The sequence below is a fragment of the Halobaculum sp. P14 genome (assembly GCF_051195155.1).
Classification (GTDB): Archaea; Halobacteriota; Halobacteria; order Halobacteriales; family Haloferacaceae; genus JBNTKA01.
The window spans coordinates 254,886-278,654 of sequence record NZ_JBNTKB010000002.1 but is presented as its reverse complement, the minus strand read 5'-3'; the positions used below and the strand labels follow the sequence as shown (position 1 = coordinate 278,654).

At 71.4% G+C, this 23,769-nt stretch carries 24 protein-coding genes; 8 read left to right on the top strand and 16 right to left on the bottom strand.

The genetic code is table 11. The features are described from left to right. Positions 1-144 precede the first annotated feature (144 nt). The 6 genes from ACQUS7_RS06515 to ACQUS7_RS06490 all read right to left on the bottom strand — a co-directional run bounded on the left by ACQUS7_RS06515 (position 145) and on the right by ACQUS7_RS06490 (position 5,923). A complete protein-coding gene (locus ACQUS7_RS06515) occupies positions 145-957 on the bottom strand; it encodes a glycerophosphodiester phosphodiesterase (RefSeq protein ID WP_435124194.1) in 813 nt (270 codons plus the stop codon). After that, positions 954-2,189, bottom strand: coding sequence for an ABC transporter ATP-binding protein (locus ACQUS7_RS06510; protein WP_435124192.1), 1,236 nt, complete (start codon positions 2,187-2,189; stop codon positions 954-956). The genes ACQUS7_RS06515 and ACQUS7_RS06510 overlap by 4 nt, the downstream gene beginning before the upstream one ends. Positions 2,190-2,193: 4 nt before the next feature. Next, positions 2,194-3,033, bottom strand: a complete 840-nt coding sequence (locus ACQUS7_RS06505) for an ABC transporter permease (protein WP_435145890.1) — start codon at positions 3,031-3,033, stop codon at positions 2,194-2,196. A 134-nt stretch (positions 3,034-3,167) separates the two neighbouring features. After that, the gene (locus ACQUS7_RS06500; protein ID WP_435145739.1) at positions 3,168-4,187 is read right to left on the bottom strand and encodes an ABC transporter permease; all 1,020 of its coding nucleotides are present in this window, start codon (positions 4,185-4,187) and stop codon (positions 3,168-3,170) included. A 3-nt stretch (positions 4,188-4,190) separates the two neighbouring features. Then, a complete protein-coding gene (locus ACQUS7_RS06495) occupies positions 4,191-5,396 on the bottom strand; it encodes an extracellular solute-binding protein (protein ID WP_435124189.1) in 1,206 nt (401 codons plus the stop codon). Between the two features lie 128 nt (positions 5,397-5,524). After that, complete coding sequence (locus ACQUS7_RS06490; protein WP_435145737.1) at positions 5,525-5,923, bottom strand: hypothetical protein; 399 nt, start codon at positions 5,921-5,923, stop codon at positions 5,525-5,527. Positions 5,924-6,048: 125 nt separating this feature from the next. On the opposite strand from ACQUS7_RS06490, the gene hisS reads away from it, so the two are divergent. The 3 genes from hisS (at position 6,049) to ACQUS7_RS06475 (ending at position 8,772) form a co-directional block, all read left to right on the top strand. After that, the gene (hisS, locus tag ACQUS7_RS06485) at positions 6,049-7,362 is read left to right on the top strand and encodes a histidine--tRNA ligase (RefSeq protein WP_435145735.1); all 1,314 of its coding nucleotides are present in this window, start codon (positions 6,049-6,051) and stop codon (positions 7,360-7,362) included. A gap of 127 nt (positions 7,363-7,489) precedes the next feature. Next, entirely contained in the window at positions 7,490-8,380 is an 891-nt protein-coding gene (locus tag ACQUS7_RS06480) for a tRNA pseudouridine(38-40) synthase TruA (protein ID WP_435145733.1), read from the top strand. A 143-nt stretch (positions 8,381-8,523) separates the two neighbouring features. Further along, the gene (locus tag ACQUS7_RS06475; protein ID WP_435124184.1) at positions 8,524-8,772 is read left to right on the top strand and encodes a hypothetical protein; all 249 of its coding nucleotides are present in this window, start codon (positions 8,524-8,526) and stop codon (positions 8,770-8,772) included. Between the two features lie 25 nt (positions 8,773-8,797). Here ACQUS7_RS06475 and ACQUS7_RS06470 read toward each other — a convergent pair whose 3' ends face one another. The 6 genes from ACQUS7_RS06470 to ACQUS7_RS06445 all read right to left on the bottom strand — a co-directional run bounded on the left by ACQUS7_RS06470 (position 8,798) and on the right by ACQUS7_RS06445 (position 13,910). After that, entirely contained in the window at positions 8,798-10,120 is a 1,323-nt protein-coding gene (locus ACQUS7_RS06470; RefSeq protein WP_435124183.1) for a M28 family peptidase, read from the bottom strand. A 91-nt stretch (positions 10,121-10,211) separates the two neighbouring features. Then, the gene (locus ACQUS7_RS06465; protein ID WP_435145730.1) at positions 10,212-11,096 is read right to left on the bottom strand and encodes an EamA family transporter; all 885 of its coding nucleotides are present in this window, start codon (positions 11,094-11,096) and stop codon (positions 10,212-10,214) included. Between the two features lie 46 nt (positions 11,097-11,142). Next, complete coding sequence (locus ACQUS7_RS06460; RefSeq protein ID WP_435124179.1) at positions 11,143-11,736, bottom strand: DUF7411 family protein; 594 nt, start codon at positions 11,734-11,736, stop codon at positions 11,143-11,145. Continuing rightward, a complete protein-coding gene (locus tag ACQUS7_RS06455; RefSeq protein WP_435124177.1) occupies positions 11,737-12,087 on the bottom strand; it encodes a DNA-binding protein in 351 nt (116 codons plus the stop codon). A 236-nt stretch (positions 12,088-12,323) separates the two neighbouring features. Then, positions 12,324-12,779 carry a 30S ribosomal protein S19e gene (locus ACQUS7_RS06450; protein ID WP_435124175.1) on the bottom strand — a complete coding sequence of 152 codons (456 nt, stop codon included), beginning with the start codon at positions 12,777-12,779 and terminating at the stop codon, positions 12,324-12,326. 99 nt (positions 12,780-12,878) lie between these two features. Then, positions 12,879-13,910, bottom strand: a complete 1,032-nt coding sequence (locus tag ACQUS7_RS06445; protein WP_435124173.1) for a lysylphosphatidylglycerol synthase transmembrane domain-containing protein — start codon at positions 13,908-13,910, stop codon at positions 12,879-12,881. A 152-nt stretch (positions 13,911-14,062) separates the two neighbouring features. Between ACQUS7_RS06445 and thiL the strand changes: the two genes are divergently transcribed. Beyond that, positions 14,063-15,016, top strand: a complete 954-nt coding sequence (gene thiL, locus ACQUS7_RS06440) for a thiamine-phosphate kinase (protein ID WP_435145725.1) — start codon at positions 14,063-14,065, stop codon at positions 15,014-15,016. 16 nt (positions 15,017-15,032) lie between these two features. Here thiL and ACQUS7_RS06435 read toward each other — a convergent pair whose 3' ends face one another. Beyond that, positions 15,033-16,169, bottom strand: a complete 1,137-nt coding sequence (locus tag ACQUS7_RS06435) for a site-2 protease family protein (protein ID WP_435145723.1) — start codon at positions 16,167-16,169, stop codon at positions 15,033-15,035. A gap of 147 nt (positions 16,170-16,316) precedes the next feature. On the opposite strand from ACQUS7_RS06435, the gene ACQUS7_RS06430 reads away from it, so the two are divergent. Further along, positions 16,317-16,682: a cupin domain-containing protein gene (locus tag ACQUS7_RS06430; protein ID WP_435145721.1), complete on the top strand. Its 366-nt coding sequence runs from the start codon at positions 16,317-16,319 to the stop codon at positions 16,680-16,682. A gap of 149 nt (positions 16,683-16,831) precedes the next feature. On the opposite strand, the gene ACQUS7_RS06425 is transcribed toward ACQUS7_RS06430, so the two are convergent. Both ACQUS7_RS06425 and ACQUS7_RS06420 read right to left on the bottom strand, forming a co-directional pair. Continuing rightward, complete coding sequence (locus ACQUS7_RS06425; RefSeq protein ID WP_435124168.1) at positions 16,832-17,089, bottom strand: DUF7123 family protein; 258 nt, start codon at positions 17,087-17,089, stop codon at positions 16,832-16,834. Positions 17,090-17,355: 266 nt separating this feature from the next. Beyond that, positions 17,356-18,177, bottom strand: a complete 822-nt coding sequence (locus ACQUS7_RS06420; RefSeq protein ID WP_435145718.1) for a molybdopterin synthase — start codon at positions 18,175-18,177, stop codon at positions 17,356-17,358. Positions 18,178-18,405: 228 nt separating this feature from the next. Between ACQUS7_RS06420 and pyrH the strand changes: the two genes are divergently transcribed. From pyrH to ACQUS7_RS06405, 3 genes are all read left to right on the top strand, one after another. Next, the gene (gene pyrH / locus ACQUS7_RS06415; RefSeq protein ID WP_435145716.1) at positions 18,406-19,122 is read left to right on the top strand and encodes a UMP kinase; all 717 of its coding nucleotides are present in this window, start codon (positions 18,406-18,408) and stop codon (positions 19,120-19,122) included. Next, complete coding sequence (lysS, locus tag ACQUS7_RS06410; protein ID WP_435145714.1) at positions 19,119-20,843, top strand: lysine--tRNA ligase; 1,725 nt, start codon at positions 19,119-19,121, stop codon at positions 20,841-20,843. The genes pyrH and lysS overlap by 4 nt, the downstream gene beginning before the upstream one ends. Positions 20,844-20,962: 119 nt before the next feature. Next, positions 20,963-21,601 (top strand): PadR family transcriptional regulator, encoded by a 639-nt coding sequence (locus ACQUS7_RS06405; RefSeq protein WP_435145712.1) that lies wholly within the window; start codon positions 20,963-20,965, stop codon positions 21,599-21,601. 290 nt (positions 21,602-21,891) lie between these two features. Here ACQUS7_RS06405 and ACQUS7_RS06400 read toward each other — a convergent pair whose 3' ends face one another. Beyond that, positions 21,892-23,694: a site-2 protease family protein gene (locus ACQUS7_RS06400; protein WP_435124160.1), complete on the bottom strand. Its 1,803-nt coding sequence runs from the start codon at positions 23,692-23,694 to the stop codon at positions 21,892-21,894. Between the last annotated feature and the right edge of the window lie 75 nt (positions 23,695-23,769).

The following is a 23,769-nucleotide window of genomic DNA, read 5'->3' as shown; positions in this document are numbered from 1 at the left end:
TCGAACGCCGCGCGCCGGCCGTCGCATCCGACGCACCGAACGACCCCAAATCCGCGCGGATAAACTATATTTCGCGATATCAAATCCCGAGTTCGTGGCGCCGACCCGAGACCGGCGCCGCTTCGGCCGTCGTTCCGCGCTGCGTCACTCGGTTCGCCAGCCGAGTCCGGGGTAGTCGGCGATGATGCCGTCGACGCCGGCGTCGCGGAGGGCGTCGGCTTCGCGCCACGTGGTCACCGTCCAGACGTTCACGTCGTAGCCCTCGTCGGCCGCGACGCCCACGAGGTCGGTGCCGCCGAACGCCGACCGCGGCGGGAGGTGCGCGTCGTCGATTCGGGCGTCGCCGACGGCGGTTTTCGGCGGGTGGATGGCGTCGGCGTCGTACCGGCGCGCGAGCGCCAGGCCGGCGTCCGGGTCGTCCCAGAGCAGCACGGCGAGCGGCGTCTCCGGCGTGGCGTCGCGCGCGGCGGCGAGCGCGCCCTCACAGAACGACGACAGCAGCACGTCGTTGTCGGCCTCGGCGGCGGCGTCCGCGACGGCGTCGACCAGCGGCCGCCAGACCCCGGCGCGTTCGAGCCGCGCGGCGTCGTCGAGCAGTTCGCCGGGCCGGAGGTCGGTGCGGCCGGGGTTCTTCAGTTCGACGTTGACGGCGGTGTCGTCCGGGAGCGCATCGAACAGGTCGCGGAGCGTCGGCACCGGCTCGCCGCTGTCGAACACCGACAGGTCGGCGAGGTCCGCGGCGGTGGACTCCCAGACGTAGCCGTCGCCGTCGGTGACGCCGCGCGAGCCGGCGCGGTCGTCGAGGCGGTCGTCGTGGAACAGGACCGCGTCGCCGTCGGCGGAGAGCTGCGCGTCGACCTCGACGGCGTCGGCGTGCTCGGCGGCGGCGACCGCGGCCGCGACGGTGTTCTCCGGGGCGACGCCGGCGAACCCGCGGTGGGCGATACGGCGCGTCATCGGTCCGGCTCCGAGCCGCCGTCCGGTTCCGGGGCGGCTGCTCGTTCCCCGGGACTGTCTGCCGGCGGTTCGGCGCTCGGAGTCGACGCCGCGGGCCACTCGTCGCCGTCGACGACGTGGATTCCGGCCGGGTCGACGCCGACCGAGACGGTGGCCCCGACCGCCGGCACCGGGTCGTGGCGGCCGAGTTCCGCCGTCAGTTCCGGGCCGCCGTCGACGTCGAGGACGACCTCGGTTTTCTCGCCGAGGTAGAAGCGGTCCGCGACCGTCGCCGTCGCGTCCCCGGCCGGCGGTCCGGCGTCGGAGCCGTCCGCCGCGACGACGACGTCGTCCGGGCGGACCGTGACGGTCACGTCGCCAGCGCGGTCGGCGACATCGCCGTCACCGTCGTCGTCCGCGTTGCCGCCGCCGTCCGCGCTGTCGGCGTCGTAGTCGAAGTCGACCGCCGAGTCGCGCGGAGCGTCGACCGCGGTGAAGCCGAAGTCGAGCGCGCCGTCGCGGACCGTCGCCGTGAGGAGGTTCGAGGTGCCGACGAAGTCGGCGACGAACGCGGAGGTCGGCCGTTCGTACACCGCCTCCGGCGTCCCGACCTGCTCGACGACGCCGTCGTTCATGACGGCGATGCGGTCGCACATCGCCATCGCCTGCTCCTGGTCGTGGGTGACGTACAGCGTCGTGACGTCGAGGTCGTCGAGCAGCGCGCCGATTTCGGCGCGGAGCTGGTGTTTCAGTTTCGCGTCAAGCCCGGTCATCGGCTCGTCGAGCAGCAGCACCCGCGGTTCGACGGCGAGCGCGCGGGCGAGGCCGACGCGCTGCTGCTGGCCGCCGGAGAGCGTCCGCGGGTCGCGCTCGGCGAGGTCGGCGATGCCGAGCATCCGGAGCAGCCGGAGCGCGCCGTGGACCCGGTCGGCCGCCGGGACGCCGTGCATCTTCATGCCGAACTCGACGTTGCCGCGGACTGTCATGTTGTCGAACAGCGCGTACGACTGGAAGACGAGCCCGACGGTTCGGCGCTCGGGCGGGACGTGCGTGACGTCCTCGCCGTCGAACCTGACGACGCCGCCCGTCGGGGTTTCGAAGCCGGCGAGCAGCCGGAGCGTCGTCGTCTTCCCGCAGCCGGACGGGCCGACGACGCCGAGCGTCTCGCCGTCGCGGATAGTGAGCGAGACGTCGTCTACGGCGGTCGTGTCGGCGAAGCGTTTCGTGACGGAGTCGAGCGTGATTTCGGACATGGAATCAGGTTCGGGTGGTTCGGTCCCAGCCGCCGACGGCCTGCAGCAGCAGCGTGACGGCGCCGACGAGCAGGAAGAACACGGAGACGGCGGCGGCGGTCGTCAGGAACGAGCTGTTCGAGATGTGCGCTTTCAGAAACAGCGCGAGCGGCGGCGTGCCGCGCGAGAACACGATGTACGAGAAGTTGAACTCGGCGGCGGCGAGCGTCCAGCAGATGATGGAGCCGGAGACGATGCCGGTGCGGGCGTTCGGGACGATGACGGTGAGGAACGTCCGCGGCCACGACGCGCCGAGCGACCGGGCGCTCTCCTCCAGTTGCCGGAGCGGCATCGACTCGAAACTGGACTGGACGGCCATCACCATGTACGGCGCTTTCAGCAGCGAGTAGCCGACGACGAGCCCGAGCACGGACCCGGAGATTTCGGGGTACGCGCGGAGGAACGCGACGCCGAGGATGATGCCGGGCGCGAGCGGCAGCACGGCGAACGCGTTCACCCACTCGCGGCCCGCGAAGTCGTACCGCGAGACGGCGTACGCGACGGGGACGCCGACGACGAGGTTGATGAGGACGCCGCCGAGCGCCAGCCCGACCGAGAACAGCAGCGGGTTCTCCCACGGCGGCCACTGCGTCACGCCGAGCGAGCGCTCCGCGGCGCCGGCGACGCCGTCGCTCAGCCCGAGCACCGACGCCCAGTGCGTCGTCGTGACGAACCCGGACGGGAGCGCGCCGGTCCACGACCGGGCGAACGAACTCACGAACGTCGCCAGGACGGGCGCCGCGAGGAAGACGAGCGTCGCGACCAGCACGGCGACGACGAACGACCGGCCGAACCGCGCCGACAGCGACGCGGCGCCGAACCCCGACGGAGATCCCGGGTTCCGCGTCGTCGCGGCCGCGGTGCCGCCGGCGTCGGCGTCGGCGGAGGCTTCCGCGTCCCCCGCGTCGTCCGCGATTGCTGCGTCCGCGGCGTCGGTCGTCACATCCCCACCTCCGCGTCGGTGTACCGGAGGCCGAGGACGGTGAATCCGAGGACGAACGCGAACCAGACGGTCGCCATCGCGGAGGCGACGCGGATGTTGAAGCCGTTCGCGAGTTCGCGGTTGATCTGGAGCGTCCACACCGGCGGCTGAATCGCCGTCAGAATCAGGACGGTGCCGAAGATGGCGAACGCCGTCCGCAGCGACAGGATGCCGGCGCCGACGACGCCCGACCGAATCTGCGGGAACGTCACGTACCGGAACGTCCGCCACGGCGACGCGCCGAGTGCCCGCGCGGCCTCCTCGGCGTCGGTGTTCACTTCGGCGTACGTGCCGCGCAACAGCAGCAGCGCCCGCGGCACCATCGTGTACAGGTAGCCGAAGAACAGCCCGACCACGGACGTCGCGACGGCGAGCGACGTCGGCGGCCGCCCGGAGAGGAACGCGAGCAGGTTCGTGACGAGCCCGGCGTTCCCGGCGAGCACGATAATCATGAACGCGGCGACGATGCCGGGGAGGCTGTTCGGGAACGACAGCACCGTGAGGACCGCGCCCTTCGCCGGCAGGTCGTACTTCTCGAGCGCGTGCGCCACCGGCACCGCGACGGCGAGCGCGCCGAGCGTCGTCGCGACCGCGAACCACACCGTGTTCACCGCGACCGCGCGGTAGTAGCCGTCGGTGAACAGCGTCCGGTACGCCTCGACGGAGACGCCGGGGAACGACGGCTGAAGCCGCCGGACGCTGGTGGCTGCGACGTCGACGACGTTCACCGTGGTCGTGAACTGCTGGGTGGACAGGCTGATTTTCAGCATCTCCCACAGCGGGTAGAAGCCGGCCACGGCCGCCAGCGACGCGAACGGCAGACACAGCAGCACGAGCCGTCGACGCGCCCGGTCTCGCTCGGTGACCGGCACGAAGACGCCGCGGAGCGCCGCGAGCGCCCGCGCCGCTCGGCCGGGGGAGACGCGGCCCGTCGAGAGCCCGGTGTGCTCGCCGCCCGACTCCGTGTCGGTCGCCATCGCCTACAGGTTCGCCTCGCGGTTGATCTGCTGGATGATGCCCTCCTGCTTGTTCACGAGTTCGGCGTAGTCGACCTGGAACTCGGTGGCGGCGTAGACGTCCTGGGACGGGAACTGCTCGGGCATTTCGAGTTCCGGCGCACGGATGGGCCGGACGAACGCGTCGAGGAACTTCCGCTGGCCTTCGAGCGACAGGACGTAGTCCATGAACAGTTTGCAGGCGCCGGGGTTCGGTGCGCCCTTCAGCATCCCGAAGCCGTACGGCTGATTGAACGCGCCCTTGTTGCCGTTCTTCCCCTTGAGCAGCGCGACGCCGACGTTCTCCTTCGGGATGTCCGGGTTGTTGTACTTGAGGTTCAGCCCGGAGTAGTCGTACCGGATGAACGTCGAGTACTCGCCTTTCGTGAACTGCGCGAGGAAGTTGTCGGTGAACTCGGCGCCGCCGGACTTGAGCTGCTTGTAGTAGTCGATGACCGGCTGGAGGTCGTCGAGGCTGCCGCCGCGGGCGTTGTTCACTGACAGCGCGGAGGCGAGGCCGACGGCCGCGGTCGGCGTCTGCAGCGCGAGGTCTTTCGTGATGTCCGGGTTCAGGAGGTCCTCCCACGTCTCCGGGGCGTCGAGGCCGCGCTCCTCGTAGATGTCCTTCCGGTAGGTGACCGCCGTCGTCATGCGGCGCGTCGCCGTCATGTGGCCGTTGTCGGTTTTCAGTTTGGACGGCACCTTGTCCCAGTTCGCCGGCTTGTACGCCTGCGTCAGCCCGTCGTTCATCGCGAGGATGCCGTAGGTGTAGCCGCCGTTGTACGCCGAGTGCGTCGGGTTGTTGGCGTGCGCCCGGAGGTCTTTCAGCGCCTCGCCGGACGACCGGTCGTCGTCGTTGAGCGCGACGCCGTACTGCTGTTCGAACGCCTTCATGATGGCCGGCCAGTTCGACCAGCCCGACTGGACGGCGTAGACGTACAGCGTGTCGGGGAAGTTCGCGGCGTTCACCGTCGTCCGGTAGTCGCCGTAGCCGACCTGGTACGTCTCGCCGCCGCTGCCGCTGGTCCCGCCGCTGCCGCTGGTTTCGCTGCTTCCGCTGGTACCGTTGCTTCCGCCGGAAGCCGCGTTCTGGCTGTTGGAGGAGCCGTCGGTACAGCCGGCGAGTCCGCTCGCCAGCGCGAGCCCGGAGGAGGCGAGGACTGCGCGTCGCGTCCGCTTGTCGTCGTGCATGACGTCCGGTGGTCGACGAGACACCCGAATAAACGTCGCTAAGAGGGGTATGCGCCGCTATGTAGCGCCCGGGAGCGATGCCGAGCGGTCGGCATCGGAGTCGGCAGTCAGCGGTCAGCGGTCAGTTCTCAGCCTGCGACGCCGCGCCGTCGGACCGCGCTGCCGACGACGGCGCCGACGGACGCGAGCAGGAGCGACCCGGCGACGTACAGCGCGACGTACGGCCACAGCGGCGCGTCGAGCGGTCGCGTCGTCCGCGTCAGGTCGAACAGCACCCACGCGACGAAGCCGACGGGCGGGCCGGCGGCCGCCGGAATCCAGGTCGAAACCGGGGCGCCGCCGGCGGTCGCGGCCGCGGCGTACACCGGCGGGAGCAGCGCGCCGACCCACAGCGTCGCCGCCGGAACCGGGGAGGCGACGCCGGCGTCGGAAGCCGCGAAGCCGGCGACGGTGCAGGCCGCCGCGACGACGCCGACCGCGACCGAACCGCGAACCGTTCCGGCGGAGCGGGACCAGTTGGGGGACACGGCCGCACAGACGGACGCGCGGTACATAACCGTCCGTGCCGCATCGCGGTCCGGGTGGTCGCCGTGACGGCGAGTATCACCCGAGAACCACGACATTAAACCGAGTCCCGACGGAATCTCCGTGTATGACTACCTACGAGCACCTGAAGGGGTTCCGTGACTTCTACGCGCCGGAGATGGCGGCGCGGCGGGAGGTCATCGACACCGTGGAGGGCGTCGCGGAGCGGTACGGCTTCCGCGAAATCGGGACGCCGCGGCTCGAGCGCGCCGCGATGTGGACGGACAAGAGCGGCGACGAAATCGTCGACGAGCTGTACGCGTTCGAGGACCACGGCGGCCGGCACGTCACCTTGACGCCGGAGCTGACGCCGACGGTCGCGCGGATGTACGCCGCGAAGTCCCAGGAGCTCAGCAAGCCCGTGAAGTGGGTGTCGACGCGGCCGTTCTGGCGGTACGAGGCGGTCCAGCAGGGCCGGTTCCGCGAGTTCTACCAGACGAACGTCGACATCTTCGGGTCGTCGGACCCGTCGGCCGACGCCGAGGTGCTGGCGGTCGCCGCCGACGCGCTGACGGCGCTGGGGCTGGACGCCGACGACTTCGAGTTCCGGGTGAGCCACCGCGACATCCTCGGGAGCCTCCTGCGGTCGTTCGACGCCGACGTCGACGTCGAGGACGCCATCCGCGCCGTCGACAAGTCCGAGAAGGTGAGCGAGAACGAGTACCTCGACCTGCTGGCGGACGCCGGCCTCGGCTACGACGAGGCGCGGGAGTTCGACGACCTGCTCGGCGTCACCGACCCGGCGAACCTCGACGAACTCACCGAGTTCGCGGACTCCGCGGCGCTCGACGACGCCGTCGAGAACCTCCGCGCCGTCCTCGCGGCCGCCGACGACTTCGGGGTCGGCGGGCACTGCGACCTGTCGCTGCGCACCGCCCGCGGCCTCGACTACTACACCGGCACCGTCTTCGAGTGCTTCGACTCGAAGGGCCGCGTCTCCCGCTCCGTCTTCGGCGGCGGCCGCTACGACGACCTCATCGAGCAGTTCGGCGGGCAGCCGACGCCGGCCGTCGGGGTCGCGCCGGGCCACTCGACGCTCCACCTGCTGCTCGAGGAGGCCGGCGTCTACCCGGACGAGGAGCTGGCGACGGACTACTACGTCCTCCAGGTGGGCGACACCCGCGGCGTCGCCGCCCGCGTCGCCCGCGACCTGCGCGCGAAGGGCCACGTCGTCGAGACCGACGTCTCCGACCGGAGCTTCGGCGCGCAGATGGGGTACGCCGACTCCATCAACGCCGAGACGGTCGTCATCGTCGGCGAGCAGGACCTCGCGAACGACGAGGTGACGCTGAAGGACATGGCGTCGGGCGACCAGACCACGGCGCCGGTCGACGACTTCCCGGGGGACCGCGACCGGCCGACGTACGGCGACTACGCCTGAGCGTGCCCCGCGCCGCCCCGCGTCGCCCGACGCTGCCCCGCGCCGCCCCGCGCCGCCCGACGCTGCCCCGCGCCGCCCCGCGCCGCCCGACGCTGCCCCGCGCCGCCCCGCGCCGCCCGGACGGATGATGCGCGCCTACCGCGTCGCCTACGACGGCCGTCCGTACTTCGGGTTTCAGCGCCAGCCAGACGTCCCGACCGTCGAGGACACGCTGTTCGACGCGCTCGCCGACCTCGGCGTGCACGACCCGGACGACCCGAAGCCGGTGGGCTACGCCGCCGCGGGCCGCACCGACGCCGGCGTCTCGGCCGTCGCGCAGACCGTCGCGTTCGACGCGCCGAAGTGGCTGACGCCGCGCGCCGTCTGCTCTGAACTCCCCGGCGACGTCCGGGTGTGGGCGGCCGCCGACGTCCCCGACGACTTCCACGCCACCCACGACGCCGCGCGCCGCGTCTACCGCTACCACCTCCACGCGCCGGACGCGTCGCTCGACCGCGCCCGCGACGCCGCCGTGGCGCTCTCCGGCGAACACGACTTCCGCAACCTCACCACCGACGACACCGGCACCGTCCGCGACGTCTCCGTCGAGGTCTACCGCGACCGCAGCAGCGACAGCGACCGCAGCAGCGACCGCGGTGGCAACACCGACAGCGACAGCGGCGGCGACGACGAGTTTCTGGTTCTCCGTGTCGCCGCCGGCGGCTTCCCGCGGGAGTTCGTCCGCCGACTCGCCTCCGTCGTCCGCGGCGTCGCCGTCGGCGACACCGACCGCGGCCGCGTCGACGAGGTGCTCGGCGCGGAGCGGCTCGCCGGGCCGGCGGGGATCGCCGCCGCGCCGCCCGAACCGCTGGTGCTCGTCGGCGTCGACTACCCCGGCGTCGCGTTCGCGGCCGACCCGCCCGCAGTCGAAACGATCCGGGACGTGTTCGGCGAGCGCCGCGTCGACGGGGTCGTCCGCGCCCGCGTCGCCCGCGACGTCCTCGACGGCGTTTCGGCGCCGGAAACCGAGCGAGGCTAAACGGACCTCGGGAGCCGTGAGAGCAACGGAGGAGCCGTGCGAACCACGGACGAGTAACGGAGGAGCCGTGCGACGCCGACGGAGCCCGGTGGACGCCGCGGAATCCGCCTGGCTTACCGGCGCTGCGGCCGACAGTCCGGGCCGTGATTCGACGCGAGGTGTGCTGGGACGCCGCCGTCCGCGCCGCGTTCGGCGCGTTCACGGTCGTCGTCGCCGAGGCGGTCGGCGACTGGCTCGCCGGGGCGCCGCTGGTCGGGCCGCTGGTCGACCTCGCAGCCGTCGGCGCCGCGCTCGTCTACGGCGCCTTCCACGTCGCTCGCGGCGTCTGGCTCGTCGTCGAAGCCGCTGTCCGCGAGGTCGAAGAGGGCGAACCGGAGGACCCGTTGGTGTAGCGGTGGCGCGCCGCGTCGACGCCGGTCAGTCCCAGTCGTCGGGCCACAGCCCGGCGGCGCGCATCCCCGGTTCGAAGTCGGCGTCCCGGAACGCCTCCTCCAGGTCGTACGCGTCGAGCGCCGGCACCTCGGTGTCGTCACGGCCGAGTTCGCGGACGAGTAGCGCGGCGAGCGCGCCGTGTTCGCGGACGTTCCGGTCGTCGACCTTGTCGCGGGTGTCGGCGTGGGTGTGCCCCCAGCCCCGGCCGCGTTCGCCGCTGTCAGAGTGCAGTTGCAGCGCCGGGACGCCGCGCCGGACGAACGGCCACTGGTCCGAAAACGGGTGCGGCTCCTCGCGCACCGACACCGGGTGGCGGGTGCCGTCGGCGACGCGGCGCGCCACGTCCGCCGTCGCCTCGGAGGTGTGCGTCATCGCGACCAGGTCGCGGAACCGGCCGGCGCCGTCGATGTTGACGACGGCTTTCACGCCGTCGAGGTCGGTCTCCGCGGCGAGGTGTTCGGCGCCGAGCAGCCCGGTCTCCTCGCAGCCGACCGCGGCGAACCGGACCGCGGTGTCGAGGTCGACGGCGGCGAGAATCCGGGCCGCCGTGACGAGCGTCGCGATGCCACAGCCGTTGTCGAGTGCGCCCTCCGCGATGTCGTGGGCGTCGTAGTGCGCCGTCACCAGCACCGCCTCGTCGGTGTCGGGGCCGGTCCGGCCGAGGACGTTCTGGCTCTCGCCGTCGACGGTCTCCGCGTCGACCGACAGCGCCAGTTCGCCGTCGCCGGCGTACTCGGTGAGCCACGCCCCGGTCTCCTTGCTCACGCCGACCGCCGGAATCGCGGCCTCCTCGCCGAACGTCAGCGACCCGGTCGGCGGCAGTTGCCCGGCGACGTGGTTGACGAACACGAACGCCTCCGCGCCCGCGTCGGCCGCGTAGCCGAACTTCTCCATCCGGTGGATGAACCGGCTCCCCTTCGGCGTCGTCGTCGACGCCACCGCGATTTTCCCGTCGACGTCCGCCTCGTCGATCTCGTCGGGGGTGCCGTAGCCGACGTCGACGAACTCGGCTTCCACCTCGCCGGGCGGGCAGTACGGCAGCGCGATGGCCTCGAACGACCGGCGCTCCGGCGTCACCAGTTCGAGGTCCGTGGCGCCGCGCCGCCACTCACGCATCCCGAACGGCTGGTCGCGCACCCGGTCGAGCCCGGCGTCGCGGAAGGCGTCGGCGACCAGCGCCGCTGCGCGCCGCTCCCCGTCGCTGCCGCCCATCCGGCCGCCGATAGCCGTCAACTCGGTGAGGAACTCCCACGGCCGGTCGTCGACCCACGTCCGGCCAACCGCCTCCGCCATGTCGGCGTCGTCCATGGACGGACTGAGCGCAGCCACGGCAAAAAGACGTGGGACGAGCGGACGACGCAGCGAGGCCTGGCGGCGGCAGCGGTCGGCGAAACCGGGGCTAGATGGCGAGCATCGTGACGCCGACGACGGCGAGCGCGGCGGCGGCGAGCCGGATTCCGAGGTGCTTCTCGCCGAGGACGACGCCGCCGAGGATGACCGCGACGACGGCCTGCGTGTTCACGATGGGCGAGGCGATGCTGGCCGGGACGGCGGCGAACGCGACCGCGGTGAGGTGCTCCGCGGCGGCGACGACGAGGCCGGCGGCCGCGAACGTCCGGTACTCCAGGGGTCCGTCCGGCCACGACCGGACGGCGAGCGGCAGCAGCACCAGCGGGACGCCGACGAGCGACGTGAGCACGAGCGCCTGCGGCGGCAGGCCGACGTCGGAGACGACGGCGCGCTTGGCGACGTCACCGACCGCGTACGCCATCGCCGACAGCAGCGCGAGCCGCGCCGGCGTCGACGTGGCGGCGCGGCGGAGCGGCGCGGCGAGGTCGCCGCCGCGGTAGTTCGCGACGTAGACGGCGGCGGTGACGACGACGACGCCGGCGACCGCGAGCGGCGGAATCGTCTCGTCGAGCAGCACCACCTCCAGCGGCAGCACGAACACCGGGACGACCTTGTTTATCGGGGCGACGTAGGAGACGTCGCCGCCGTCGAGCGCCTCGATGAACAGGACGTAGCCGGCGGCGACACCTCCGACGATGGCGGCGAGCGCGGCGGCGCCGCTCCAGCCGATTTGGGCGGGCGATGGGAGCGCGGCGACGTCGACGGTGGCCGCGGCGACCGGCGCGTACCACGCCAGCGCCGCGACGTCGACGAGGACGACGAGCACCGACGCCGGGTAGGCGGAGAAACTGTACTTCAGCGAGAAGAGGTAGCCGCCCCACAGCACCGCGGCGGCGACCGCGGCGGCGAGGCCGAAATCGAGCGGCAGAGTCACGTCCGCTGCTGCGTCGGGGACGGTGGAAAACAACCCGGTTTCGGGTTCAGTCGCGGCGGCCGCGGACGTACGTCTGCTCGTGGTTCGGGAAGACGTCGTCGACGGCGCCGGGGCCGTACTCGTCGGCGAGCAGCGCCCTGAGTTCGCCCTCGTAGTCCGCCTTCGGCACCTGCTCGCTCGGCCCGACGTCGACGTCGAAACTGGCGTCGACGAGGCGGTCGACGGCGTCGCGGCCGAAGCCGGCGAGCGGCGACAGGTAGTCGACGCCGTGGCGGTCCTCGAGCGACTGCGCGAACGCGCGGGACACCGTCGGGACGCGGTCGTCGCGGCGGGTGCCGTCGGCGACCGCGTCGACGTCAGTTCCGGCGACGGATTCGAGGGCGTGTTCGTGCACCTGCTGGATGCCGTTGCGGGGGTAGCCGTCCTCGTACATCGTCTCGACGGCGTCGGCGGCGACCGCCGGGTCGAGTTCGTGGACCGCGAACGGGAAGCCGAGCGACTCGGCGGCGCGGCGCGCGTGCTCGTGGTCGTCGGTGACGCCGAACTGCGCAGTGACGAGCGTCACGTCGTAGAACCGTTCGAGGACGAGCGCGGCGAGCGAGGAGTCTTTCCCCCCGCTGTACAGCAGCGCGAGCTCCATTCAGCGCCGGCGGATGTCGAAGCTCTTCTGGTCGGGCTGCAGCTCGCGGAGCAGGGACTTCATCTGGTCCTCGTCGATGCGGTCGTTGATTCGGCCGCTGCGGGCGAGCGCGACGACCTGCTGTTTCACCTTCTTCGCGAACTCGGGCTTGCTCATCTCGACGGCGTTCAGCCGCTGGCGGGCGCCGTCGGTGAGGTGCTGTTTCAGCATCGCCTCCTGCTGCTGTTCGGCCTGCTGCTGGGCGGCCTGCTGAGCCTCCTCGTCGCCGCCCTGCTCGGCGCGGTCCTGCAGCTGCTCCATCTTCTTCTGCCGAAGCTCCTCCAGTCGCTCGTCGTCCGGGTTTTCGCTCATGGAGGGTCGTAACTGGTGGGGCGGCAAAACCGTTGCGGGGACAGCGAGGTGCGAGCGAAGCGAGCGCCTCGACCACCCGCGGCGAGCTTTCGGGCGAGCCGCGGACCCGCTGTCACCGAGCGAAGCGAGCACCTCGACCTGCCGCAAACTCGGTGCCGAGGGCTACGCGGGAGGAGCGGTGACTGAAACGGAATCAGCGGCTACCGGGTCGGAGAAATCGGGGTCCGGCGGCGGAGTTACGCGTAGCGTTCGAGTTCCGGGCGGTCGAGGTCTTCGAGGACGTCGCCGGCCGTGTCGTCGAGGAACGCGCGGCCGTCGGCGGTGATGCGCCGGCCCTCGCCCTTCGCGGTCTCGACGAGGCCTTCCTCTTCGAGCTGCTGGAGCGCGACGCGGATGATTTTCCGGGAGCCGCCGCGGTGGTCCGGCGGCGAGACGACGTAGCGGTTGGAGCCGTGTTTGGCGCCGCCGTAGCTGGTGGCGAGCCGCTCGATGCCGATGGGGCCGTTGTCGGCGACCTTCCGGAGCACGGACGCTGCGCGGACGTACCAGAAGTCCTCCTGCTGGGGCGGGAGTTCGCGGTCCGTTCCGGTCTTCGTGAACTGCACCCAGTCCGGTTCGTCGATTCGGTCCTCGAGCCGGGCGGCGACCTCCTCGATGAGGTCCTCCGCCGGGACGTCGTAGAGGGTGACCATACCGACGGATTCTACGCCGCGCTGTTTAAAGCCGTCGTATCACGGTCGTACGGCGGTACGGGACCGCCTCACGCACGTCGGCGGCGGAGCGGTTCGCGGTCAGCCGAGTCGGTCCGCGCCGACGACGCTGACGACGACGCCACCGATGGCGACCGGGACCCAGTAGACCGCGCCGCGGTAGATGACGACCGCGGCGAGCGCGGTGCTGGTCGTGATGCCGATGCCGGGGAGCGCGGCGAGCACCGCGACGAGGACGGCTTCGATGCCGCCCGCGCCGCCCGGGAGCGGCGTCACGCCGGCGATGGCGCCCATCGGGACGACGAACAGCAGGACGTGCATCGGGACGGTGACGCCGATGGCCTGGAAGGCGAGCCACAGCCCGACCATCTGGAACCCCCAGCCGACCGTGGAGGCGGCGAGCGACAGCGCGAGGCCCCTCCGGTTCGTGGCGACGCGTTCGATGGCGCCGAAGAAGTGGCCGATGCGGGACTCGATGGCCGCCTCGTCCGGCGCGGAGACGCCGGGGACGAAGTCGGCGATGCGGGAGACGGCCGGCGTGAACGTCGAGACGGCTTTGTGTTCGAGCCGGTAGCGGTACTGCCAGCCGAGGTAGACGAGCCCCGGGACGACGACCGCGAGCGCGACGACGACGCCGGTGGCGAACCGGAGCCGCTGGCCGAACGTCGTTTCGGTGGCGAAGTAGGCGGCGCCGATGAGCGCGAGCGTCACCGACGGCACGAAGTTCAGCGTGTCGACGGAGGCGATGGCGGCGAGGCCGCGTTCGTACTCCGTGTCGGCGGTGCGGGAGATGAGCAGCGCCGCGACCGGTTCGCCGCCGGCCTGCCCGAACGGCGTGATGTTGTTCGAGAACATCGCGCCGCAGAACACGAAGAACGACTTGACGACGGACAGCTTCACGCCGAGCACCGACAGCACGGTGCGGAGCGCGACCCCCCACGCGACGAGCCAGCACACCGTGACGGCGACGACGAGCAGCACCGTGTCGGTGTCGGCCCGCGCGAGCTCCGCGACGAGCGTGTCGACGCCACCACTGAGGTACAGCAGCGCGGCGAGGACAGCGAACGCGCCGAGGAACCCGACCGCGGTGGCGCGAAGCTGGTCCGTATCCATGCGTCCGGCCTGGGGTGGCCGAGGTATCAAGCCGTCGAAAGCGGTGCCCGCAGGCCGACGAGTCGGTGTCTCGACCGCCGTCGGTGCGCCGGGCGCGGCCGTGGGTGGTCGAAGGGAAACGGGTTTCCCGGTGCCGGCGCGACTCGGAGGCGATGGACGAACGCGAGGCGCTGCGGCTGCTCGGCGGGTCGGTGCCGGCCGCCGGAGACGACTGCGCCGTCGTCGGCGACCGGGTGTTGACGACCGACATGCTCCACGAGTCGACGGACTTCCCGGCGGGCGTCACGCGCTACACGGCCGGGTGGCGGAGCGTCGCCGCGTCGCTGTCGGACGTCGCGGCGATGGGCGCCGACGCCGAAGCGGCCGTCGCCGTCTACGCCGCGCCGACGTTCGAGGAGTCGGAGCTGACGGCGTTCGTTCGCGGCGCGACGGACGTCTGCGCGGCGGTCGACGCCGAGTACGTCGGCGGGGACCTGGACGAGGCCGCGGAGTTCACCGCGGCGACGACGGCGCTCGGCGAAGCCGAGTCGCCGGTGCGGCGCTCCGGCGCCGAACCGGGAGACGCCGTCTGCGTCACCGGGTCGTTCGGGCGGTCTGCGGCCGCGCTCCGCCGGTTCGCCGCCGGCGACGTCGACCGCGGCAACGACCTGTTTCGGTTCACGCCGCGCGTCGCGGCCGGCGTCGCGCTCCGTCAGTACGCGTCCGCGATGATGGATTCGAGCGACGGGCTCGCCCGGTCGCTCCACCAGCTCGCCGAGGCGAGCGACTGCGGGTTCGCCGTCGAGGAGGCCGCCGTTCCCGTCGACTCCGCGGTCGACGAGGCGCTCGAAGCGACCGGCGCAGGCACAGACGACGGCAACGACGGCGGCGACGACGGCAACAGCAACGACGGCGGCGCAGGTGACGGGACGGCGCGGCGGGAGGCGGCACTGTTCTTCGGCGAGGACTTCGAACTCGTGTTCACGGTTCCGGCGGACGACGTCGACGCGGCGGTGGCGGCGTCGCCGACGCAGGTGACCCGGCTCGGAACCGTGACGGAGGCGGAGTGCGGCGTCCGAATGGACGGCGACCCGCTCCCCGACCGCGGATACGGCCACGGGTCGTAACAGCGGCGAATCCGGCTCAGACCACGACGACTTCGATGGGGACCAGCAGGAAGCAGAGCAGGCCGAGCGCGAACGTGAGGACGCCGAGCGCCTTCCGCTTCGGGCCGAGCGCCGAGTCGTCGATGGGGTTGGCGGGGCCGCGGTAGGCGATGAACGCTGAGAACAGCCCCCAGAACGCCCAGAGGCCGACGGAGTCGTTCAGCGACAGTCCGCGTCCGAAGTGGAGGTAGGCGGCGATGCCGAACAGCGCGAGCGGGACGAGCGAGGCCACCGTCTCCTGGCGTTCGCCGACCATCGCGCGGACGATGTGTCCGCCGTCGAGCTGGCCGACCGGGAGGAGGTTCAGCACGGTGAAGAACATCCCGACCCACGCGCCCATGATGACCGGGTGGACGGTGAGCCCGGGCTGGTCGTAGCTGGTCTGCCGTCCGAGCGCGTCCGCGATGAGGTCGAGCAGCGGCGGGTCGTGGAACTGGATGACCTGCGCTCCCTCCGAGAGGAGTTCCGCCGGCACCGGGAACGGGCCGAGCGACAGCCCGACGACGGTGACGACGACGGTGGCGGCGAGCCCGGCGAGGGGGCCGGCGACGCCGATGTCGAACAGCGCCTCGCGGTCCGGCATCTGGCCGCGCATCCGGATGATGGCGCCCATCGTCCCGAACGGGAGGATGAACGGGATGACGTACGGCAGCGACACGTCGACGCCGTGGTACCGGCCCACGACGTAGTGGCCGAGTTCGTGCGTCAGCAGGACGCCGAGCACGGCGGCCGTGAACGGCCACGCCTCCAGCGCCAGCAGCGGATTGTCGAGGATGGCGCCGAACGGGATGTAGTACCAGGCGGTCGCGCCGACGAGCAGCGTCGACAGCAGCGTCGCACACAGCAGCGCGACGTTCGTCCACGGGACGCCGTCGACGCCGGTGGAGTACGGGCGGGCGACGACGACGTCGAGGCCGCGGTCGGTGCGGGCGACCTGCACCTCGTACCCCTGTTCGCGGAACGCCGGCCAGACGCGACGGGTCAGCTCCTCCTCGTCGACGTCGCTGACGCCGTAGTACAGCACCCGGTCGCCGTCGGTTCTGACGTCGGAGACGTGGAAGACTGCGTCGAGCTGCGGCGGGCGGGGAACCTGCTGAGAGTCCGCGTCGCTCATCGGCGGTGTTTCTCGTCGCACCGGGATAAGTCCTGCTCGCGAGCCGACCCACCGCGGGCGCGACGCGACCCGTTACTCCGGGGCGGCAGCCATCCTCCGGCGCCGGCCATCCGAGGAGGTTTCAGTCGGCGCGCCGGCTGTCCGGGTATGGAGAAGGTGAATCTGGCGTCCGCGTTCGAGTCGTTCGACGAGCACTGGTCGCCGCGGCTCGCCGCCGAACCCAACGGGCAGGCCGTGAAGCTCGCGAAGGCCGACGGCGAGTTCGTCTGGCACCACCACGAGGACGCGGACGAGCTGTTCCTGGTGGTTTCGGGCCGCCTCCGCATCGAGTTCCGCGACGACCCCCCGGTCGTGCTCGAGGAGGGCGAACTGGTCGTGGTGCCGCGCGGCGTCGAACACCGGCCCGTCGCGGAGACGGAGACCGAGATGCTGCTGTTCGAGCCGAGCGACACCCGGAACACCGGGAACGTCGAGTCGGCGGAGACGCAGACCGACCTGGAACGGGTGGAGTAAGCGGCTGCGTTCGGAGCGGAGAAGACCGCGGAGAAAGCGGGGCGGAGCGGGGACCGCCGCGAGAAGCGGGGCGGGTCGCGTGAGCGTCGGCGTCGTCGTGCCGGATGTGCCAGTCGTCGGGGCCGTGCTGCCCGTCGCGGAGCGGTCGGTCAGGCCGAGTTCGGTTCGACGCGCCACGTGGTCGCGCTCGTGTACGACCACTTCTCGATGGTGAGGTCCGTCGCGGAGTCTTTGAGCTTCACCATGAGGGCGCCGATCTCCTTCGGGGAGAGGTCGACCTCCTCGGCGATGAACTTGCTCTTGAAGTACAGCTCGCCGTCCTGCGCCTTCTCGCGCAGGAACGCGGTGAGCCGTTCTTCCTTGGAGGGGCTATCTGCGTCGGTGGAGGGGTTTGCGGTTGCGCTCATCCTGAGTCACCTCGACTGCTCCTATGCAGCCAGGGGATGTTATAAAGGAGAGTCCGTTGGCGGTAATTCGGCCCCGTTCACGGCGACACGACCGTGAAATGACGAAAACCAAACCGTTCACGACCGTTCGAGAACCGTCGAGACATTTTACAACCGATTCTGAGGCTCTTTCGTCGTTTCACGCTCAGGTGGACGCGAAGCTGCATCGAGAGATTATTTCTCCAGAGTACACGCGAATGAATTTCGTCAGACGGCCGGTTTCGGGGTCACGCGCGGTCGTGAACCCAGAACTCCTCGGACTCCGTGGTCTCCTTCTTGAAGATGGGGACTTCGTCCTTCAGGCGGTCGATGCCGTCCTCGACGGCGCGGAACGCCTCCCGGCGGTGTCCGGCGAGCACGACGACGAACACGATGTCTTCGCCGTCCTCGATGACGCCGACGCGGTGGTGGAGTCGGACGTCGAGGACGCCGTCGCGGTCCGCGAGTTCGCGTTCGATGCGGCCGAGCCTGTCGGCGGCGACGCCCTCGTACTTCTCGAACGCGAGGTGGGTCGTCCGGTCGTCGTCCGGGGCGTCTTTCGCGCGGACGCGGCCGGTGAACGTCGCGATGGCGCCGGCGCGGTCCGCCTGCTCGCTGCGCTTGACGCGCGCCACCAGTTCCTCGAGCGTCACGTACGGCTCCACGTCGTCGATTTCGGCGGCGAGCGCGGCCGGGTCGAGGTCGGCCGCGTCGTCGACGCGGCGGACGACGTCGCCGGGGACCTCCGCGTCGCCGACGACGACCGTCGGCAGCCGAAGCCGGGAGAAGCCGCTGACGAGACAGTAGTCGTGTGCGGGCGCGAGGCGGTCGAGCGCGTCCGTGAACGAGCCGTCGACGCCCGAGGCGGCCCAGTCGCCGTCCGGCGCGAGGTCGACCGCGGCGTCGACGCCGCCCGGAGCCGCCGCCTGCGGGCGTTCAGTGTCGGGGTCGTCTCCGACGGCGTCGGCCGTCTCGGTGCGGCGAACCGTCGCGACGCGCCCGTCGAGTCGCTCGGCGATCGCGTCGGCGACGCCGTCGGCGCCCGACCCGACGATGCTCAGCGTCTGCATGGGCGGAACGCGGTCGGCGAGCGGCTTAGACCTTCGGCACCGGAGCCGCGACGCCGGCCGCGATGGGGCGTTGACGCCGGCCGCAATGAGGCGTTGACGCCGGCCGCGAACCCGCTGTGACGCCGGCCGCGACGCAGACAGCGACGACCGACGCACCGAGATGGCCGACGCGACCGCGTCGGTCCCGGTTCGGGAGCCTTAAGAGCGAATCGCGGCAAGCCGAACGTAATGAGAGTCGTCCTTTCGCTCGGCGGAAGCGTGCTCGCGCCCGAACTCGACCCGGAGCGGGTGTCGGGCCACGCCGCCGTCATCGAGCGACTGGTGGAGGAAGGGTGCGAACTCGGCGCCGTCGTCGGCGGTGGTGGCGTCGCCCGCGACTACATCGGTGCGGCGCGCGAACTCGGCGCCAACGAGGTCCAGCTCGACCAGATCGGGATCGACGTGACGCGCATCAACGCCCGGCTGCTCATCGCGGCGCTCGGCGCGACCGTCGACCCGACGCCGGCGCACGACTACGACGAGGCCGGCGACGCCATCCGCCGCGGCGACGTCTCCGTGATGGGCGGCGTGATGCCGGGGCAGACCACCGACGCCGTCGCCGCCGCGCTCGCGGAGTACATCGACGCCGACCTGCTGGTGTACGCGACCAGCGCGAACGGCATCTACGACGCGGACCCGAACGAGGACGAAGAGGCGGTCCAGTTCGGCGAACTGACGCCGGCGGAACTCGTCGAGGTCATCGCGCCGATGAGCCGCGACGCGGGCGCGTCCGCCCCGGTCGACCTGCTCGCCGCGAAGCTCATCGAGCGGTCCGGGATGCGGACCATCGTCCTCGACGGAACGAACCCCGAGGTGATCGAGGGAGCCGTGCTGCGCGGCGAACACACCGGAACCGACATCGTTCCGAGCGGCGGCGGCGAGCCGACGTACTGGGCGCAGCAATGAGCGCGGACTCCGACGCCGACGACGCTGGCGACGACGTTCGCGCCGGCGCCGACGCGGAGCCGGCCGAGGTCGACCCGCACGCGGTCGGCCGCGGAGGCGGGGGCGGCGACGGCGAGGGCGACTACCGCGCCTTCTGGGCCGACGCGGTCGCCGACGAAATCGAGGCGCGGGACCCCGACGAACCGGTCGTCATCAAAGGCGGCGTCTCGCCGTCCGGCATCGCGCACATCGGGAACTTCAACGAGATCATCCGCGGCTACTTCGTCGCGGCGGTGCTGCGCGAACGCGGCTGGACGGTTCGGCAGGTGTTCACCAGCGACGACAAGGACGCGCTGCGGAAGCTCCCGCGGAAGCTCGCGGACACCGACGGCGACGTCGTCGACCTCGGCGACGTGAACGCCGGCGCGCTCGGGAAGAACCTCGGGAAGCCGTACACCGACATCCCCGACCCGTTCGACGACGGCCACGAGTCGTACGCCGCGCACTTCGCGGCGCTGCTGGAGGCCGACGCCGAGGCGCTCGACATCCCCGTCGAGATGGTGTCGAACACCGACCTGTACGCCGACGGCGACTTCGACGACGTCGTCGAGTGCGTCCTGCGGAACGCGGACGCCGCCCGCGAGACGCTCGCGAAGTACCAGGACAAAGTCGACGAGGACTACGTGCCGTTCATGGCGCAGTGCAGCGAGTGCGGCGTGCTGACCCAGGACGTCCGCGGCGTCGACGTCGACGCCGGCACGGTCGACTACCGCTGCTCCGGCATCGACGCCGGCGGCCGCCACATCGAGGGCTGCGGCCACGAGGGCACCGCGACGTTCCGGGAGGGGAAGCTGCCGTGGCGGTTCGAGTGGCCCGGCCAGTGGGAGGTGCTCGACGTCGACTTCGAGCCGTTCGGGAAGGACCACGCCGAGGGGTCGTGGCCGAGCGGCGTCGACATCGCGCGGACCGTGCTCGGGAACGAGCCGCCGGTGCCGATGGTGTACGAGTGGTTCACGCTGAACGGCGAGCCGCTGTCCTCCTCGGAGGGCCACGTCGTCACCGTCCAGGAGGTGCTCGACCTCATCGAGCCGGAGGTGCTCCGGTACTTCTTCGCGCGGAACCCGAAGAAGGCGAAGGACTTCAACGTCGAGCGGCTCGACCTGCTGGTCGACGAGTTCGACCGGTTCGAGGAGGTGTACTTCGGCGAGACCGCCGACGAGGAGCTGAAGCCGCTCGCCGACCGGGCGTACCCGTTCGTCGTCGACGAGCCGCGGGGGGACCGCGTCAGGCTCCCGTACACGTTCGCGGCGGTGCTCGGCATGGTCGACGACCGGGACTTCCGCGTGAAGCTGGCGACCGACGAGGGCCACTTCGACGAGGACACGCCGGAGTGGGCCATCGAGGACGCGCTCGAACGCGTCGAGCGGGCGCGGCGCTGGGCGGAGCGCTGCGACAACGAGTACAACTACCGGCTGCAGACCGACCTGCCGGAGCACGACTTCGACGACGACGTCGAAGCCGCCCTCGACGACCTCGCCGCGTTCGTGGCGGACGGCCACACCGGCGAGGAGATTCAGGGCGAAATCTACGAGACGGCGCGGCGACACGACGTCGAAGTCGGCGACTTCTTCGAGGCTGGCTACCGGCTGTTCTTCGACGAGACGCAGGGGCCGCGGCTCGGCGAGTTCCTCGGCGAACTCGAACGGGAGTTCGTCGTGACGCGGCTCCGCCGGGACGGGTAGGCCGTCGGCGCCCGGGCCGGCGACGGCGACTCACCGAGCCCCGCTCCGCCGAGCCGCCGATTCTCCCGAAAGTGCGGCTACCGAAACCCTTACCCTCCGAACTCGGGAAGTGACTGCTAATGCGGAAGAGCGGCCCGCCGCGTGGCCTCATCGCGTACATCGTGCTCGAACTCCTCGAGGAGAAGCCGCGGTACGGCTACGAGATTCTCAAGGAGATTACGGACATCAGCGGCGGCCACTGGGAGCCGTCGTACGGCTCCGTCTACCCGATTCTGTACAAGTTCGAGGAGGAGGGGTGGGCCGAGCGAATCGAACGCGAGGACGAACCGGACCGGAAGTACTTCGCGCTCACCGACGCCGGCCACGACCACCTCGCGGAGAAGCGCGCCGAGGCGGGCGGGAAGGCCCGCGAGTTCGCCGACGTCATCCTCGGCTTCTACCACCTGTACGTCGCGTTCGCGACCGACGACCGGTTCCAGACCGACCCGTCCGACGAGGACTGGCAGTTCGACGACACCTACTCGGCGTGGATCGCAGAGCAGGTCATCCGGCACCACGAGCGCGACTTCGGCGAGTTCGAGCGCATCCCGGACACGCCCGAGGAGTTCTACGAGCGCCACGGCGCCCCCGAAGCCGCCGACGGCGACGACGAGGACGACGCGGCGACCGACGACGACGCGGACGGCGGAGCGGACGCCGGCGACGTCGACGACCAGCCGCCCGAGGTCGAAGCGAACGGCTCCGCCACCGACGACTGAACCGCCGGCCGCGACGACGCAGATTTCTCACCCGCCGCAGCGCCACTTCTCCCGCGGCGACGCTCGACGACAGCCAGCGACGCGACCGGACGGCCGACTGCGACGACCGCTCGACGGCGCCCGGGCGAGCGGTTCGCGTTGCAGTCGGCGTCGCTGCCGCGGTCGTCGTCGTTGTTGTTGCGGTCACAGTCATAGTCGGCGTCGCTGCCGCGGTCGGCGTCGCTGTCACTGTCGGGGGTCGCTCCGAAAGTCGGTGAGAACGGCCGAGGACCGGCGAATCGGGTCGCGCGTCAGCCGGCGAGGAACTGCGGCGCGAACACGATGACGAGCAGCGCGGCGAGCATCACGAGGCCGACGGAGGTGGTGATGGCGCTGACGAGTCGGTGCCGGTCGTCGACGGGGAGCCGCGACACCAGTCCCTCGGCGGCCATCCGGAGGATGCGGCCGCCGTCGAGCGGGTAGCCGGGGATGCAGTTGAACACGGCGAGCTGGATGTTGATCCAGGCCGTCCAGAACAGGACGTTCGCGAGGACGAACACGGTCGGTTCGCCGAGCGCGGCGAGCGGGCCGCTGACGTCGTAGAAGTTCGCGAACGGGCCGTAGAAGCCGGCGAAGTTGTACGGGAGGAGGCCGGTGGCGCCCGCGAGCGGGAGCAGCAGCGCGATGAACGCGAGCGTCAGCATCGAGTTCCCGAACACGGTGAGGCCGCTCGGGATGTCGCCGGAGCCGAGCAGCGAGAGGTAGAGGTCGGTCGGGTACGGCTGGATGCCGAAGGACTCGACGGTGAGCCCGGAGACGCCGGGGGCAACGCGGACGCCGAGCAGGACGTCGTTCTCGGCGGCGGTCCCCGTGTCCGGCTGGAGCGTCACGTCGTACTCGCGGAACTCGCCGTCGACGTACAGCCGGACGGAGACGGTGTCGCCGGGGCTGTACCGGTCGAGCGCGCCGGTGAGGTCGGTCGCGTCGACGACGCGGTCGCCGCCGATTCGAGTGACGACGCCGGAGGCGTTCGCGAGCGCGCCGCCGCTGGCTTCCGCGAGCGAGCCGCCCTGCTGAATCGTCGTGACGTACGCGCCGAGCGCGACGGTCCGGGGGCCTTCGCTGGTGGAGAGCCGCGCGAGTTCGTGTGACTCGGCGGCGTCGCGGAACGCGGACATGGTCCGGACCGACGTGCCGTTGACCGCGGAGATGCGAATCGGGTCCTCGGACGGGTCGACCGAAAGGTTCGCCGGGTTCCCCCGGACGGAGCCGACGACGACCACGGACCGGTGGACCGTCGTGGTGCGCTCGCCGTCGACCTCGACGGTGACGTTCGGCGGTGCGGCGGCGAGCGCGGCATCGAGTTCGGTGGTGTTCGACACCGGGGTGCCGCCGACTTCGGTGATGCGGTCGCCACCGGAGATGCCGGCCTGCGCCGCGGGCGCACCGGGGTAGGCGCCGCCGACGGCGACGCCGGGCGCGGCGACGACGGAGCCGATGACGGGGCCGAACAGCAGCGCGAACGCGACGGCGGTGACGACGATGTTGTTGGTGACGCCGGCGGCGAACATCCGGGTGCGGGCGCCGCGGGAGGCGCCGCGCTGGCTCTCCTCGTCCGGTTCGACGAACGCGCCGACCGGGATGAGCGCGAACAGGACGACGCCGAGCGAGTCGATGTCGATGTTCTCGACGCGGCACAGCAGGCCGTGGCCGCCCTCGTGGACGACCAGCGCGACGAGCAGGCCGAGCAGAATCTCCGGGGCGACCGCCCACGGTAGGAAGTCGTTGACGCCGGGGATGATGAGGAAGTTCGACGGCTTGTTCGCCTGCGTCTGAACCGGATGCCGTAGCGTCGTCGCGGCGGCGTTCAGCAGGAACGCGAACATGCCGACCATCACGACGACGGCGATGCCGACGCCGACGTTGCTCCACGCGCGCCAGAACCGCTTCGGCCGGGAGAGCCGGTCGAGCAGCCGCCGGCCGTACGTCGTGTGAATCGTCGTCAGCGGGCCCTGAACGTTGACCGCGTTCGGCAGATACCCCTTCGACTGGAGGGCAGTCGCGGCCAGCGTGTACGCGAGCACCCCCGCGAGAATCCACAGGAGCGTATTCATTGCTCGGACGAAAACGGCGCGCGGGCAAAGACGTTCGGGTACGCGGATTCGCCGTCGTCGTCGAGGCGGGGCGGG